Origin of the sequence: Serratia inhibens, assembly GCF_003591175.1 — a bacterium.
GTDB classification, from domain to species: domain Bacteria; phylum Pseudomonadota; class Gammaproteobacteria; order Enterobacterales; family Enterobacteriaceae; genus Serratia; species Serratia inhibens.
Genome location: NZ_QYYG01000003.1, coordinates 78,414 through 91,361, shown reverse-complemented (window position 1 = coordinate 91,361; position 12,948 = coordinate 78,414). Strand labels below are relative to the sequence as shown.

The following is a 12,948-nucleotide window of genomic DNA, read 5'->3' as shown; positions in this document are numbered from 1 at the left end:
GCAACATTGGGGACAAAACGTGGCTAATTTAATGGCGGTGTCGCTTGATAACCTGTCCGATCTACTGGTGTTTGTACGGGTCGCTGATGCGCGTAGTTTTACTCTGGCGGCCGAGAGGCTCGGCATATCCCGCTCGTCGGCGGGGAAAAGCGTTAATCGGCTGGAAGAGCGGTTGGCCACTCGGCTTCTGCACCGGACGACGCGCAGCGTGAGCCTGACCGAAGAAGGTCTGGTGTTTTATGAACATGCGCTGCGGATTCTGGCGGAAGTTGATGAAGCGGAGACGGCGATAAATCAGCGGCATCAAACGCCCAGAGGACGTCTGCGTATCGATCTTCCAGTCGCCTTCGGTCGTTTGCATATTTTACCCATTTTGAGGGATTTCCTGGTCCAATGGCCGGAAGTGGATGTAGAGGTGACGTTCTCCGATGACTACAGCGATCTGGTGCGCGATGGGATCGATTTGGCTATCCGCATTGGCGGTAATGATGACAGCCGGCTGGTGCGCAAAGTCCTCGCGCCACACCGGCTGATAACCTGTGCTTCACCAGGCTATTTGGATAACCATGGTGTGCCTCAGACGCCGGACGATCTGGTTGATCACCACTGTTTGGTGTTCTCGCACCAGGGAATGCCGGTTCCCTGGCGCTATCAGGTGAATGGACAACATCGTGACGAACAGGTCGGCGGAAGAATGCGTTTCAACAACACCGAAGCATTGCGGGACTCGGCGCTCGCGGGTGTTGGTCTGAGCCAACTTGGTGCTTTTCTGGTTGGTGAGCAACTCTCGGCCGGCACGCTTGTGCCGGTACTGGAGCGATATTGCCGGGCTGAAGCGCCAATATGCGCCGTTTATCCCACCCGGCGCTATCTGTCACCCAAAGTGAAACGATTCGTGGGGGAGATAGAAAACCGATGGGGCGGCAAGGCCATTTGGGAACCGACCTAACACGCAAGGAGGGTTACAGCCGGCAATTTCCCGTCAAACCGTATGCACGGATTTTTGCATGAGACGATAACCGCCTGCGGCGACCAGCAATACCACCAGGCCGGCAGAAAGCGTGATGATGAAGCCGGCTTTTACGCCGGCTTCATCGACAACCCATCCCGCCAGAGCGGCGCCGAGCGCTACGCCAATCCCCAGTCCGGTGATCATCCAGGTTAACCCCTCCGTTAATCGGGACGGCGGAACGATATTTTCAACCAACCCCATCGCAATGATCATGGTCGGTGCAAAGAACAAACCCGCGACAAACACCGTGGCCGCCAGCATGAAAATATCGTTAACCAGCAGCAAGGGCAAAGCGGTTATCGCCGTGGCCAGAGCGGCATATAAAAACAGGCGGGGCAGGGGAACCGGGATTTTCATGGCACCGAAAACCAACCCGGCCAGGCAAGAACCTATGGCGTAAACCGACAGCACCAGACTGGCTGCGGCGGGCTGTCCAAGCTGTTCGGCAAAGGCGACGCTGATGACGTCGACGGTACCGACAATGGTGCCCAACGCGACTAAAGCCAGCACCAGTATCTGCATTGGCACCTGTTTAATGACGGAACCGCGATCCGCACCGTCGTCAGGATAAACCGGCGGTTCCGAGCGTTTTTGCCAGACAAAGGCCGTGACGCCCATCGTCAGCAAAATGGCGGCTGCCAATGGCCCCGCTTCTGGAAAGACAGCTACGCTGAGGCCCACTGAAATGGGGGGGCCGATAATAAAACAGACTTCATCGAGCACGGACTCAAACGAAAAGGCGGTGTGCAAGCGCGGTGTTCCACGCAAGATTTCGGTCCAGCGGGCTCTGACCATGGCCGGCATGCTGGGCATGCAACCGGACACCGCCGCGAAAACGAACAGGGTCCAATCGGGGGCCTGATAATGCGTGCAAAGCAGCAATGACAACATGCCGGCTACGCTGACGACGGTGACGCAAGGCAGCACGCGGCGCTGCCCCAGGCGATCAACCGCGCGTGAGATCTGCGGTGCCAGCAGCGCCATTGAAAACGCAAAGGTCGCCGCTACGGCCCCTGCCAACCAATAAGACCCCCGCAATTGTGCGAGCATGGTGATAATGCCGATCCCGAGCATGGAGATGGGCATGCGTGCGATAAGCCCCGCAAGGGAAAATGCTTTGCTGCCCGGTGCGCTGAAAAGCTCGCGGTAAGGGTTGGCCATAAAAACTCCAGAGTAGTGATGGGGTAACATCCGGCCTCATTGACATACGAGGCGTATGCAAACTTAATTGACATACGGTGCGTATGTCAATTATAACGTCATCACCCCTAAGCCCGGAGCGTCAAAATGGCACGTAAAGCACGGACTGAAATGATTGAGGAAACGCGCAAAAAGCTGGTTGCGACCGCGCGTCGGCAATTTGGCAGCGTCGGGTATGCCGATACGGTGATGGATGAGCTCACGGCGCAGGCCGGCATGACGCGCGGCGCGCTGTACCACCACTTTGGCGATAAAAAAGGGTTGTTTCTTGCCGTGGCGCAGGAAATCGATGCAGAAATGGACGCGCGCCTGGCCGATATTTCCGCCCATGCGCCGGATAGCTGGAGCGCATTCAAAGGGCGCTGCCGGGCTTATCTTGAAATGACGATGGAGCCGGAAGTGCAGCGTATTTTGCTGCGCGATTCGCCTTCAGTGCTTGGTGCGGATCATTTGCAAGCCGGCAAACAGCAATGCGTCGCTTCGATGACCCGGATGCTGAAAACGTTGATGGAAGAAAAACATATTGCGCCAACCTCGCCCGAAGTGCTGGCGCATTTGATTAATGGCGGCTTGATGGACGCGGCCTTTTGGATTGCCAATCGCCCTGACGCAACCCAGGCGTTGGCGCAGGCGCTGGATGGCGTGGAACTGTTGCTTAACGGGTTGAAGCCTTTGCCGGCCGCGGCGACTAGCGCCTGAGGTTGCTTGCTTACCCCCGCAAATCATAACGCGGGGAGGGTTAGCGGTCACAAGGTCGCCGCAACCTGTACGTTATCTGCCAGCTGAATATTGTTGCGGCCGTTGTTTTTAGCCAGATACAGCGCCGCATCGGCCGCGCGGATCGCCGAGGCCACGTCAAGTTTGTCCAGCATGGCGATGCCGGCGCTGAGCGTGACGGTAGTCACCTCTAACTGATTAAAGCGGTGGGGGATTTTCAATTCTTGCACGCGCTGGCGCACTCTTTCAGCCAGTTGCGCGGCGTAATCTTCTCTGACGTTGGTCAGCAACACCAGAAACTCTTCCCCGCCGTAGCGCACCACAATATCGCGCGAACGCACCGAGTCGCGGATGGCAATAGCCACTTGCACCAGCGCTTGATCGCCCATGGTGTGACCATAGTTATCGTTATAGGCCTTGAAGTGGTCGATATCGAGCAACAGAACGAAATGGCGACCCGATTGGGATTCCGGCAACATATTGATCTTGTTTTCCAGACCACGCCGATTATAAAGGCCGGTTAACGGATCGATCATGCTTAAATTACTGAATCTGTCTCGTTCGTTATACAGATTAGCCACCAGCGTTTGGGTAAAGGCTTCGCTGCGTTTGAGCATGAGGTGATGGATTGAGAAAGCGATAATCGGCAGCACCGTGGTGAATACTATCCGTACGGTATTGTGCATACCGTCCAATAATAGAATGACCAGCGCGGAAGGGACGGCATGCAGACAAAAAGCGATAAAGTTATCGGTTAAGGCAATGGCGCTGATAAAGAACATACTGAACAGACTAATTAATAAAAAGCTTTGGTTGTTGGGCGCAAAATACTGACTTTTAATGTAAATATGTGCCGCCCACAGCAGGCCAATAACGCAGGCAAAAAGATTAAGTTTTTTGACGAATTGCTGCATGGAATGCAGGGTAAATAACAATGCAGCCAGACAAAATAGCGGTATGGCTAATAAAGGCAGGGTAAATGCAGGCTTATCCTGAAATGGGACCAATATTGTAAATAAAGAAGAGGCCGCATTCATCAACAAAAATAAAAACAATGATAAGCGGTGCTTGCTGATCAGCAGTTCCTGATAAGAACGCGCGTTCATACGGAGTTCACTCTTTACAATATCGATCTGTCGAAAAGTTAAGGTTAGAAAAATTCTTTCAATGCCAATTAAACACCTGGGCTAAATGGTTTTTAATTGTGATTATTAGCACATTACTGCGACTAAGAATTTTCTTATGGCAAGTTATCATTTTTTCGCCATTTTGTCATCCGCGTTTGGCCGCTGCGGCGAAAATGATGCGCAGTGAAAAAAAGTATTATATGATATTGGTTATCATTATCACTTAAAGGGTAGGGTTATCATGATTGCAGCCATGATTACCGCATGTGGATTGTGGGGTGTCAGCTGGTGCCTTGGCAACCGTCTGGCCAGCGCCTGGGGCGTTTTGCTGCCCTGTGCCTTAATGCCGTTACTGGCGTTGATCAACCTGGATATGATGCAACTGCGCACGCTCATCGTGATCGCCATGTTAGCGACGTTGGTTATGTTGTTTAACAGCCGCTGGCGTCATTATTTGCTGCTGCCTTCGTGTATGGCGCTGGCCGGTGGATTGGCGGCGGTCAGCCTGAATTTCAGCTTCAGTTAAAAACGCAAAAAGCCGCTTGAGCGGAGAGTGTTTGGTATTTTTTGGGGGACTTCAGAGGAACAACCGGAGGGAACTCATCAATTGGTGCGAAGAGAGGGACTTGAACCCTCACGTCCGTAAGGACACTAACACCTGAAGCTAGCGCGTCTACCAATTCCGCCACCTTCGCACAGTCGATGTTGTTGCTTTTAGATTTATATTACGTCGCCAGCTTGGTGCGAAGAGAGGGACTTGAACCCTCACGTCCGTAAGAACACTAACACCTGAAGCTAGCGCGTCTACCAATTCCGCCACCTTCGCATCGATGCTGCGTGCAATATAAATCATGTGGTTATTTGGTGCGAAGAGAGGGACTTGAACCCTCACGTCCGTAAGGACACTAACACCTGAAGCTAGCGCGTCTACCAATTCCGCCACCTTCGCATTCCAGAAACATTACCGGAGTAACGTTACCACGGAGGCGAATTCTAGAGATTTTGGCGGGTACGTCAATAGTTATTTCCCCTGTTTGCTGGCGTTTGCTGGAAAAACAGCCATATCGCTGCTTTTAGGGTTTTCAAACAGCCCAATCAGCCAATCAATCAATACTCTGACCCGTGGCGCAAGGAATCGGCCGGGCGGATACATGATGTAAATCGGCATCGGCGGCGGTGGCGTTTCCGCGAGCACTTCCACCAACTCCCCGTTTTCCAGCCACGGTGCCAGTGAATAGCGCGCCGCCTGTATCAACCCGATGCCGGCGCGGCAGCCACTGGTGTAAGCATCGGCGCCGCTGACGCTAAGTCTGGCGGGCAGCTCGCGCAGTTCCAGTTTCCCGTTGCGGCAAAATTCCAGCGGGTAATCACGGTTGTTGGCGAGGGAAAAATACCCCACAGCGCGGTGTTGCTGCAGGTCGTCAATGGACTGCGGAACGCCGAACGCCGCCAGATAACCGGGAGAGGCGCAGGTCAACTGCGGCAGCATGGCGATGCGCCGCGCCACCAGGCCGTCGTCCTCTGTTTCCCAGGCGCGCAGCACGCAGTCCACGCCTTCGCGCAGCAGATCCACGTGGGTGTCGTTGGCGCCTAACGCCAGCGTAATGTCCGGATAGCGCCGATAAAAATCTTCCAGCGCCGGGATAACGATTTCACGCGCCAGCGAATGCGGCATATCGATACGTACCTTGCCGGAAGGCTGCAGCTTATGGCGGCTGAACAGCGTATCCGCTTCTTCCAGCGCACCCAGCAGCTGTACGCAACGCTGATAATAGAGCGTGCCTTCGCTGGTCACCTGCACCTGACGGGTGGTGCGGATCAGCAGCCGTACGCCGAGACGCTGCTCCAGCCGTTTCAGCACGTTGCTGACCGTGGCGCGCGGCAGTTGCAAGCGCTCGGCCGCCCGGCTGAAGCTGCCCAGCTCGACGATACGGGTGAAAATACGCATGGCCTGAACCTGATCCATTTTACCGTCCGTGATTGTTGGCGATTTTTGAACAGTGATGAGTAATCTGCATTATTTATCTTTACAGGGTAAACAACCAGACTTTGTTGCGACACTACTTCGGTTAAAAAAACAGCAAGAGGGCAGCACAATGCAACAGCGCACATTAGGGTTTAACGGGCCGGTCGTTTCCGCTCTGGGTTTGGGATGCATGGGCATGAGTGACTTTTACTCGCCCGATTCCGATGAAAAAGAAGCCATTGCCACTTTGCATCGGGCACTGGAGCTGGGAGTAACCCTGTTGGATACCGCCGATATGTACGGGCCGCACACCAATGAACAACTGATTGGCAAAGCGATCAAGGGCAAACGGGATCAGGTCTTTCTGGCCACCAAATTCGGTATTCTGCGCGATCCGGCCGATCCCGCCGCCCGGGGCGTCAGCAGCCGGCCGGAATATATCCGCCGTTCGGTGGAGGGCAGCCTGCAGCGGCTTGGGGTGGAAGTGATAGATCTTTACTACCAGCACCGCGTGGATCCCGAAGTGCCGATTGAGGAGGTGGTTGGTACCATGGCGGACCTGATTAGCGAAGGTAAAATTCGTTATATCGGGCTGAGTGAGGCTTCGGTCGCCACGCTGGAGCGTGCGCACAAGGTGCACCCGATTACCGCATTGCAAACCGAATATTCGCTGTGGACGCGCGATGCCGAGCAGGGAACGTTGGCAGCCTGCTCGCGGTTGGGCATCGGTTTTGTGCCTTATAGCCCGCTGGGCCGCGGTTTCCTGACCGGGGCGATCCGGCGGCCGGAGGATCTGGACGCCGACGACTTCCGCCGCAGTAACCCGCGCTTCCAGGGTGAAAACTTTGCCCGCAATCTGGCGCTGGTGGAAAAAGTCGCTGAGCTGGCGAAAAGCAAAGGTGTCGCACCGTCACAGTTGGCGCTGGCCTGGGTGTTGGCGCAGGGTGAACACATAGTGCCGATCCCGGGCACCAAGCGTCGTCGTTATCTGGAGGAGAATATCGCGGCGGCGGAGCTGACGCTGAGCGAGGCCGAACTGGCGGCGATTGAGGCGGTGTTCCCGTTCCAGGCGGCGGCAGGCCCGCGTTATGGCGCCGAATCGATGACCTACATCAACGGCTAAAAAAAAGCGCAGCGTGGGAACGCTGCGCTCTTGGCCATGATATTCAGCGGCTAGCCGTTACTTCTTTTTCTTCGCATCACGCGGCGCGCGGGCGACCGTGGCTTGATAGACCTTGAAGCGGCCGTTCTGCGCCAGCACTTCGTGGCTGCCGAAGGTGGCGTCCAGAATGTCCGGGTACGGCAGGAAGGCGTTGGCCACGATGCGCAGACGACCGCCTATCGGCAGGTGTTTTAATGCACCGCGGATCAGGGTTTCGGCTGCGGTCAGGCTGGTTTGCAGGCCATCGTGGAACGGCGGGTTGGAGATGATCATGTCAAAGCGGCCGGTAATGTCGGAATAGACGTTACTGACGATCACTTCGCCTTCGATACCGTTGGCGGCCAGCGTAGCACGGCTGGACTCCACTGCGGCGGCGTTGACGTCGCTGAGCGTCAGCTTCACCTTAGGCGAGAGTTTCGACAGCACCGAAGCCATCACGCCGGCGCCACAGCCCAGATCCAGCACTTTGCCCTTCATGTGTTTTTCCAGGGTCGACAGCAGCAGCGAGCTGCCTACGTCCAGCCCATCGCGGCTGAACACGCCCGGCAAGGTTTTCACTTCCAGATCGTGCAACGAGTAGCTTTCCCACCAGTCGTCCAAATCAAATTCGGTTTGGGTATCCAGGCGGCCGTGATACAGGCCACAGCGACGGGCGCTGTCGATTTTCACCAAGGTGGCGTAGTCTTCCATTATCTGTTCCGCACTGCGCACGCCGCTGCGGTTCTCACCGACCACGAACACTTCTGCGCCCACTGGCAGCAACGCCAGAATGTTGCACAGCTGGAACTGAGCTTCCTGTTTGCTCTTCGGCCAGTAGTAGATCAACGTATCGCATTCGGCGACGAACTCGGCATCTACGGTCAGGCCGAACTGCACGTTGTCACCCATCGCCCGGTTCAGTAACTGCCAGTGATGGTATTGCTGGGTATGGACACGTACATCCGCGGCTTCGAATTGGGCCGGCAGGCTGTCCTGCAGGTCACCGGCGAACAGTACGCGGCGTTCAATAAACTCATCACTGTGGCGCAGCATGACTTCACTGGCGGGGGTTAATGCAGACATCGGTTTTTTGCTCCTGGAAATTAAGCTGGGGATTATAGAGCTTTGTGGCGATATGTTCGACGGGTTTGTTGGCGCAGGCCGTGCGGGTTTGTTAGCATAGCGCGGCGCATGGCAGGCATGGCGCACCACAACGGGTAGCTCCCTGACAGGAATCGGCATGGCATCAAAACGCGACTGGCTGTTACAACAACTGGGTATTACGCAGTGGACATTGCGCCGCCCGGGCGTGTTGCAGGGTGAAGTAGCGGTCAGCCTGCCGCCCGACGTGCGTTTGCTGGTGGTGGCGCAGCCGCTGCCTGAGCATAACGATCCGCTGTTTTGCGACGTGTTGCGCAGCCTGGGGCTGACCCCGGCGCAAACCTATGGCCTGACGCCGGACCAGGTAGCGATGCTGCCTGAGGATACCCAATGCAACAGTTGGCGGCTGGGCGTCGCGGAACCGCTCGCGGTGGCCGGTGCACAACTACACAGCCCGGCGCTGGCCGAGCTTTCCCTCGACGCGAGTGCCAAACGCGCACTCTGGCAGCAGATTTGTCATCATGAACACTATTTCTACCCTGACGGCGGCCGATCTGGCCACGGCCTTCAAGATTGAGCAGGCCAGCCACGCTTTTCCCTGGACGCAAGCCACCTTTGCCGGCAATCAGGGCGATCGTTACCTTAACCTGAAACTGGACGCCGAAGGGCAGATGGCGGGCTTCGCCATTACCCAGATCGTGCTCGATGAAGCGACGTTGTTCAATATCGCGATTCATCCTGACTGGCAGCGTCGCGGTTTCGGCCGTTTGCTGCTGGAAGCGCTGATTGCGCAGTTGGAAGCCCGCGGCGTCGTCACGCTGTGGCTGGAGGTGCGCGCCTCTAACCGTGCGGCCATTGCGCTGTACGAAGATCTCGGTTTTAACGAAGTGACCCTCCGTCGCAATTACTATCCAAGTGCCAACGGGCGTGAAGATGCGATAGTGATGGCGTTGCCGCTGGCCTGATTTCGAATCAAAAAAAACAGCTTATTTATTGTTTTGTTGGTTATTTACAACTAATGGGTTGTTTTTGAGTGTGAGTACAGCAAATAAGTTGTTTTTGTCTGATGTAACAACTAATGTGTTGTTTATTGCATCAGGTACAATCAATCAGTTGTTTTTGAGGTGAAAGATGCGGAAATCATCAGAGATAGCAAAATTTTTGAAAGAGAAACGCATCGAGCTGGGCTGGAACCAAAAAGACTTCTTGATGAAAATCGGTATGACCCAACAGCAATACCAGCGTATTGAATCCGGCAGTGATATGCGGGTGAGCACTCTGCTGCGGATATTGGCGGCGATGGATTTGGAATACCTTATCGTGCCGAAAAACGATGTGCGTGATGTGGAGCGCTTGTTGCAAAAAGAAGCGGGCAAGGTTTCTGCTGCCGATGAACTGCAGAGCTTCGAAAAAAAACTGAAAGATCTCGAGGACTAGCTGATGAATGGGCAACGACAGGTTGAATCGGTACAGGCATTGGCACTGATGCTGCACCAGGTGCGCATTGGTGTGTTGGCACATTATAGCGGTGGCAAAAATATCCTGACGTTCGATCCGCAATATCTTGCTTTGCCGGAGGCCAGTCGCCCGTTGTTTACCCTAAGACAGCGGGCCCACCCGGGTTATCTTGAACAGGTTTTGATGTCATCACTGCGTCTTCCCCCCGTTTTATCCAATTTACTGCCTGAAGGGGCACTGCGTAGCTGGTTGGCCCAATCGCTGAAAACGCATGTTGATGAAGAGTTTCCTTTGATGGCCTGGACAGGTGCCAACCTGCCGGGGGCGCTTGAGGCACGAGCGCTTGCCGCCAATGAGATCCCCGCTTGGGCATTAACCTCGCGCGGCGAGCTGGAAGCGGTGCAAATCGACGTCGGCCTGGAGACGCAGAAATTTTCTCTGGCAGGCGTGCAGATGAAGTTTTCCTCGCTGCGTAAAGATGGGCGCTTCAACATTTCTTCTCAGGTGGGGGCTGATAGCTGGATTATTAAGACGCCATCGACGGTTCATCGTAACGTGCCCGAAAATGAATATACGGCGATGAGATTGGCGCAAGCTATTGGCGTGGATATTCCTGATATTGAGCTGGTTGCGGTGGGGCAACTGGATAACTTACCGGATATTCGCCTGGCTGATGAGCCTTATGCTTATGCCATCCGTCGTTTTGATCGTAGCGAAAGCGGGCGCGTGCATGCGGAGGATTTTGCCCAAATATTTGAAATCTACGCACACGATAAATACCGTGGCAAAAACTATGAGCAAATAGCGGCATATCTTTATGACTGGGGCAGTGACCCCTTGGCCGATGTGCAACAGATGGCCCGCCGCTTATTGGCCAATATTCTGTTGGCGAATGGCGATGCCCATGTAAAAAACTGGTCCATGATCTACCCCAACCAAACCGGGGTTCGGCTTTCTCCCGCTTATGACATTGTTACTACGCGGGTTTATATCCCGGGCGAATCAGAAGTGGCGTTGAATATGGCGAGAGAAAAGCGTTGGGCAATGATTTCCATGCAGACTTTTGAGCGTTGGGCGGAGCGCGTCGGCATTCCCTGGCCGGCTATTCGGGTGCATTTATTGGATGCCATCGACAAGGCGCGTACCTTATGGCCCGATTTGTTGGAAAACTTACCCATGGTGGCAGAGCATCAATCCGTATTACGGCAGCACTGGGCTTCGCTCTCATCCGACTTCCGTTTGTAATGACAAACAAGGTTATTCCCTCGCCGGGAAAAGCATTGATTGTCACCGGTTGACAAATCAGCGAAAATGCCCGGCTATTATCTTTTATTTACCGCTTTGCCTGGCGCCGTGCGCGGCGCGTTCTGATGATGTCGCAGGGCGGACTAACCGTAGAATCTGAAAAACATGTCTCCTAGTGAATTTGCCCGCGAAGTCTCGAAAAGAAGAACTTTCGCCATCATCTCGCACCCCGATGCCGGTAAAACCACCATCACCGAAAAGGTATTGCTGTTCGGACAGGCTATCCAGACCGCCGGTACGGTAAAAGGTCGCGGCTCGAACCAGCACGCGAAATCCGACTGGATGGAGATGGAAAAGCAGCGTGGTATCTCGATCACCACCTCGGTAATGCAGTTCCCGTACCGCGAGTGCCTGGTTAACCTGCTGGACACCCCTGGGCACGAAGACTTCTCCGAAGATACCTACCGCACCCTGACTGCCGTTGACTGCTGTCTGATGGTGATTGACGCCGCGAAAGGCGTTGAGGATCGTACCCGCAAGCTGATGGAAGTCACCCGTCTGCGCGACACGCCGATCCTGACCTTTATGAACAAATTGGACCGCGATATTCGCGATCCTATGGAAGTGATGGATGAGGTTGAGCGTGAGCTGAAAATCGCTTGCTCGCCAATCACCTGGCCTATCGGCTGCGGCAAGCTGTTTAAAGGGGTTTATCATCTGTACAAGGATGAAACCTACCTTTACCAGAGCGGCAAAGGCCACACCATTCAGGACGTGCGCATCGTCAAAGGGTTGGACAACCCGGAACTGGACGTCGCGGTAGGCGAAGATCTGGCCGCGCAGTTGCGTGAAGAGCTGGAGCTGGTGAAGGGGGCCTCCCACGAGTTCGATCACGAAGCTTTCATGAGCGGTGATTTGACGCCGGTATTCTTCGGTACCGCTTTGGGCAACTTCGGCGTGGACCACATGCTCGACGGCCTGGTGGCCTGGGCACCGGCACCGATGTCGCGTAAAAGCAGCACCCGTGAAGTGGTGGCGGCGGAAGATAAATTCACCGGCTTCGTGTTCAAGATCCAGGCCAACATGGATCCTAAACACCGTGACCGCGTGGCCTTTATGCGTGTGGTTTCAGGCCGCTACGAGAAAGGCATGAAGTTGCGTCAGGTGCGCACCGGTAAAGATGTGGTGATCTCCGACGCCCTGACCTTTATGGCGGGTGACCGTTCGCACGTGGAAGAAGCCTATCCGGGCGATATCATTGGTTTGCACAACCACGGCACCATTCAGATCGGCGATACCTTCACCCAGGGTGAAGACATGAAGTTCACCGGTATTCCGAACTTCGCGCCGGAGCTGTTCCGCCGCATTCGTCTGCGCGATCCGCTGAAGCAAAAACAGCTGCTGAAAGGCCTGGTGCAACTGTCCGAAGAAGGGGCGGTGCAGGTGTTCCGGCCGATAGCCAACAACGATCTGATCGTTGGTGCGGTCGGTGTGCTGCAGTTCGAGGTGGTGGTTGCACGCTTGAAAAGCGAATACAACGTGGAAGCCTTGTACGAGTCGGTCAACGTCTCGACTGCCCGTTGGGTTGAGTGCAGTGACGTGAAAAAATTCGAAGAGTTCAAGCGCAAGTGTGAGCTTAACCTGGCGTTGGACGGCGGCGACAATCTGTCGTACATCGCGCCAACCATGGTTAACCTGAATATCACACAGGAACGTTACCCGGAAGTGGTGTTCCGCAAAACGCGCGAACACTGATAGAACAGCAGGGCGCCTTAGGGCGCCCTGTGTTATGTTGCCGCACCACATTCTGCTAATTAATAAATCTCCCTCATCAGTTCTTTTATCCCGCTACCGCCAGGGTTTCACCGGTATTCCCTGCGTTTTCCGCCCTATAGTCTATATTTAACAGGGGATGGCGTATCCATTAAGCGTAATTCACTGCTTTTTACTTTATAGATAGAGAGTTGTTCGGCAGTGTTGC

At 54.9% G+C, this 12,948-nt stretch carries 13 protein-coding genes and 3 tRNA genes; 9 read left to right on the top strand and 7 right to left on the bottom strand.

Annotation, left to right across the window (positions count from 1 at the left end; genetic code table 11):
* Nucleotides 1-31 precede the first annotated feature (31 nt).
* Nucleotides 32-949: a LysR family transcriptional regulator gene (locus D4100_RS13220; RefSeq protein ID WP_119804540.1), complete on the top strand. Its 918-nt coding sequence runs from the start codon at nt 32-34 to the stop codon at nt 947-949.
* Between the two features lie 33 nt (nt 950-982).
* On the opposite strand, the gene D4100_RS13215 is transcribed toward D4100_RS13220, so the two are convergent.
* Nucleotides 983-2,173 (bottom strand): MFS transporter, encoded by a 1,191-nt coding sequence (locus D4100_RS13215; protein WP_119804539.1) that lies wholly within the window; start codon nt 2,171-2,173, stop codon nt 983-985.
* A gap of 126 nt (nt 2,174-2,299) precedes the next feature.
* On the opposite strand from D4100_RS13215, the gene D4100_RS13210 reads away from it, so the two are divergent.
* Entirely contained in the window at nt 2,300-2,911 is a 612-nt protein-coding gene (locus D4100_RS13210) for a TetR/AcrR family transcriptional regulator (protein ID WP_119804538.1), read from the top strand.
* A gap of 47 nt (nt 2,912-2,958) precedes the next feature.
* On the opposite strand, the gene D4100_RS13205 is transcribed toward D4100_RS13210, so the two are convergent.
* Nucleotides 2,959-4,035, bottom strand: coding sequence for a diguanylate cyclase (locus tag D4100_RS13205; protein ID WP_119804537.1), 1,077 nt, complete (start codon nt 4,033-4,035; stop codon nt 2,959-2,961).
* Nucleotides 4,036-4,297: 262 nt separating this feature from the next.
* Here D4100_RS13205 and D4100_RS13200 point away from each other — a divergent pair, with 262 nt between their 5' ends.
* Nucleotides 4,298-4,582 (top strand): DUF1435 domain-containing protein, encoded by a 285-nt coding sequence (locus D4100_RS13200; protein ID WP_006320084.1) that lies wholly within the window; start codon nt 4,298-4,300, stop codon nt 4,580-4,582.
* A gap of 82 nt (nt 4,583-4,664) precedes the next feature.
* Here D4100_RS13200 and D4100_RS13195 read toward each other — a convergent pair.
* The 4 genes from D4100_RS13195 to D4100_RS13180 form a co-directional block, all read right to left on the bottom strand.
* Nucleotides 4,665-4,751: transfer RNA gene (locus D4100_RS13195), tRNA-Leu, on the bottom strand.
* A gap of 44 nt (nt 4,752-4,795) precedes the next feature.
* Nucleotides 4,796-4,882 (bottom strand) — tRNA-Leu (locus D4100_RS13190).
* Between the two features lie 36 nt (nt 4,883-4,918).
* Nucleotides 4,919-5,005 (bottom strand) — tRNA-Leu (locus D4100_RS13185).
* A 72-nt stretch (nt 5,006-5,077) separates the two neighbouring features.
* Entirely contained in the window at nt 5,078-6,022 is a 945-nt protein-coding gene (locus D4100_RS13180; protein ID WP_119804536.1) for a LysR family transcriptional regulator, read from the bottom strand.
* Nucleotides 6,023-6,152: 130 nt separating this feature from the next.
* Here D4100_RS13180 and D4100_RS13175 point away from each other — a divergent pair, with 130 nt between their 5' ends.
* Nucleotides 6,153-7,145 carry an aldo/keto reductase gene (locus tag D4100_RS13175; protein WP_119804535.1) on the top strand — a complete coding sequence of 331 codons (993 nt, stop codon included), beginning with the start codon at nt 6,153-6,155 and terminating at the stop codon, nt 7,143-7,145.
* Nucleotides 7,146-7,202: 57 nt separating this feature from the next.
* Here the strand turns inward: D4100_RS13175 and rsmC are convergent, their stop codons facing one another.
* A complete protein-coding gene (rsmC, locus tag D4100_RS13170; RefSeq protein ID WP_065505881.1) occupies nt 7,203-8,246 on the bottom strand; it encodes a 16S rRNA (guanine(1207)-N(2))-methyltransferase RsmC in 1,044 nt (347 codons plus the stop codon).
* Between the two features lie 157 nt (nt 8,247-8,403).
* Between rsmC and D4100_RS13165 the strand changes: the two genes are divergently transcribed.
* From D4100_RS13165 to prfC, 5 genes are all read left to right on the top strand, one after another.
* Complete coding sequence (locus D4100_RS13165; protein WP_006320000.1) at nt 8,404-8,841, top strand: DNA polymerase III subunit psi; 438 nt, start codon at nt 8,404-8,406, stop codon at nt 8,839-8,841.
* A complete protein-coding gene (gene rimI, locus D4100_RS13160; protein ID WP_006320002.1) occupies nt 8,786-9,229 on the top strand; it encodes a ribosomal protein S18-alanine N-acetyltransferase in 444 nt (147 codons plus the stop codon). Before D4100_RS13165 ends, rimI begins: the two co-directional genes overlap by 56 nt.
* A 166-nt stretch (nt 9,230-9,395) precedes the next feature.
* Nucleotides 9,396-9,701 (top strand): helix-turn-helix domain-containing protein, encoded by a 306-nt coding sequence (locus tag D4100_RS13155; RefSeq protein ID WP_006320004.1) that lies wholly within the window; start codon nt 9,396-9,398, stop codon nt 9,699-9,701.
* A gap of 3 nt (nt 9,702-9,704) precedes the next feature.
* Nucleotides 9,705-10,967 (top strand): type II toxin-antitoxin system HipA family toxin, encoded by a 1,263-nt coding sequence (locus D4100_RS13150; protein WP_006320006.1) that lies wholly within the window; start codon nt 9,705-9,707, stop codon nt 10,965-10,967.
* A gap of 165 nt (nt 10,968-11,132) precedes the next feature.
* On the top strand, nt 11,133-12,722 hold the full coding sequence (gene prfC / locus D4100_RS13145) for a peptide chain release factor 3 (RefSeq protein ID WP_006320007.1): 1,590 nt from the start codon (nt 11,133-11,135) through the stop codon (nt 12,720-12,722).
* Nucleotides 12,723-12,948 lie beyond the last annotated feature (226 nt).